Source organism: Saccharomonospora iraqiensis subsp. iraqiensis, assembly GCF_000430445.1.
Lineage (GTDB): Bacteria > Actinomycetota > Actinomycetes > Mycobacteriales > Pseudonocardiaceae > Saccharomonospora > Saccharomonospora iraqiensis.
The window spans coordinates 57,358-59,320 of the sequence record NZ_KE387056.1; the positions used below are offsets into that span (position 1 = coordinate 57,358).

Below are 1,963 nucleotides of genomic sequence, written 5' to 3' on the forward strand. Positions count from 1 at the left end.
CCGGGTTCCGGACGGCCATCCCACGAGGAGGGGCCGCCGGAGGGCCGCCGCTGAGCCGGTCCGGCGGACGTCGCCGGGTCAGCGGACGTCGCTGGCGACGGTGTCGGTGTTGCGGAGCTCCCTCGGCAGCGCGAACGAGATCTTCTCGTTCGCGGTGGTGACCTCCTCGACGCCGGTCCAGCCGCGCTCGGCCAACCAGTCGAGCAGCTCCATCACCAGCACGTCCGGCACGGAGGCGCCGCTGGTGACCCCCACGGTGCCCACGCCGTCGAGCCAGCGCTCGTCCACCTGGGCGGCGTAGTCCACCAGGTGCGCGTCGGTCGCGCCCGCCTGCAGCGCCACCTCGACCAGCCGCTTGGAGTTCGACGAGTTCTGCGAGCCGACCACGAGGACCAGGTCGCACTCGGCCGCCATGGCCTTCACCGCGACCTGGCGGTTGGACGTGGCGTAGCAGATGTCGTCACTCGGCGGGTCCGCCAGGTCGGGGAACTTCCCCTTGAGCTGGTTCACCCGCTCCATGGTCTCGTCGACGCTGAGCGTGGTCTGGGACAGCCACACGACCTTCGACGGGTCCCGCACGGTGACCTTGTCCACGTCCTCGGCGGTGTCCACGAGCTGCACGTGCTCGGGCGCCTCGCCCGAGGTGCCCTCGACCTCCTCGTGGCCCTCGTGGCCGATGAGCATGATGTCGTAGTCGTCCCGGGCGAACCGGTTGACCTCCTTGTGCACCTTCGTCACCAGCGGGCACGTGGCGTCGATCGTGTGGAGGTTGCGCTGTTCGGCCTCGGCGTGCACGGCGGGGGACACCCCGTGCGCGGAGAAGACCACCAGGGCCCCCTCGGGCACCTCGGAGGTGTCGTCCACGAAGATCACACCCCGTTCCCGGAGCGTGTCCACGACGTGCCGGTTGTGCACGATCTCCTTGCGCACGTACACGGGCGGGCCGTACTTCTCGAGTGCCTTCTCCACCGTGACGACGGCACGGTCGACGCCGGCGCAGTAGCCACGGGGCTTGGCCAGCAGGACCCGCTTGCCGCCGTCACCGGACACGGTCTCGGCGTTGCCCTCGGGGGCGCCACCCTCGGGCGCACTGCCCTCGGGAACGTGGTCCGGGGTCGGGTCTTCCGGGGTGGTCTCGGTGCCGGGACTGGCTGCGCTCATACCTCCAACCCTACGGGTCACCCCGCGGAGTCGACGAGCGCGAGCCCCGGACACGGCGCGGCACCCGGATCGGAGTTTCCGCGCGGGGCGCGGGTGCGGCACGCTGGGACCATGAGACACCTCCCGTTCCCGCTCCGGGTAGCCGCCGGCCTGGCCGTGACGACGGTCGAACGGGCGCGAGAACTGCCCAGACAGCTCACCGAACTCCCGGTGACCGTGGTCAGCCAGACCCTGCACGCGTCGATGCGCGTCCAGCAGCACGTCACCGAGCTGGCGATCAAGGGGGACACCGCGCTCTCGGCACTGCACCGCCCCGACGACGAGCCCGAATGGGCGACTTTCGACGAGGACCTGGACACACCGGAGGGGTCCGGAACGACCGCCACGGGCGGCCCCCCGCGGGAGAACGGGACGACGGACGACGACCCCTGGTCGTTGGAGGAGCGGGCACTCGCCGAGGATCATTCCGAGGGCGAGTTCGACAGTCCGGCCACCGACGGGGACGCCGCCACCGGCGGGGAGCCCACCACCGGGGAGGCGTCCGCGCCACCGCGTGCCGGCGGCGGTCCCGCGGGCATGGCGGACTACGACGAGCTCACCCTGCCCCAGGTGCGCGCCCGGCTCCGCACGCTGACCCTGGCGCAGTTGGAGGAACTGCTGGCCTACGAACGCGCGCACGCCGACCGGCCGTCGTTCACCGGCATGCTCGCCCGGCGGGCGGCCAACGTCCGGCAGACCGCCGACCCCACGACCGACGACCCCACGACCGACGACCCGGCGGCGCCGTGAGCACCGGCGGGCG

The 1,963-nt window shown here is 72.3% G+C and carries 2 protein-coding genes; one reads left to right on the top strand and one right to left on the bottom strand.

Annotation, left to right across the window (positions count from 1 at the left end; translation table 11 throughout):
• Positions 1–78: 78 nt before the first annotated feature.
• Entirely contained in the window at positions 79–1,161 is a 1,083-nt protein-coding gene (locus tag ACTIR_RS0104325; protein WP_026453351.1) for a 4-hydroxy-3-methylbut-2-enyl diphosphate reductase, read from the bottom strand.
• Between the two features lie 111 nt (positions 1,162–1,272).
• Here ACTIR_RS0104325 and ACTIR_RS0104330 point away from each other — a divergent pair, with 111 nt between their 5' ends.
• Positions 1,273–1,950: a lipid droplet-associated protein gene (locus ACTIR_RS0104330; protein WP_026453352.1), complete on the top strand. Its 678-nt coding sequence runs from the start codon at positions 1,273–1,275 to the stop codon at positions 1,948–1,950.
• Positions 1,951–1,963: the final 13 nt, after the last annotated feature.

Excerpts from the sequence above, each read along its gene's own strand:
- ACTIR_RS0104330 (WP_026453352.1), top strand. The coding sequence starts at position 1,273 with ATGAGACACCTCCCGTTCCCGCTCCGGGTAGCCGCCGGCCTGGCCGTG.
- ACTIR_RS0104325 (WP_026453351.1), bottom strand. The coding sequence starts at position 1,161 with ATGAGCGCAGCCAGTCCCGGCACCGAGACCACCCCGGAAGACCCGACC.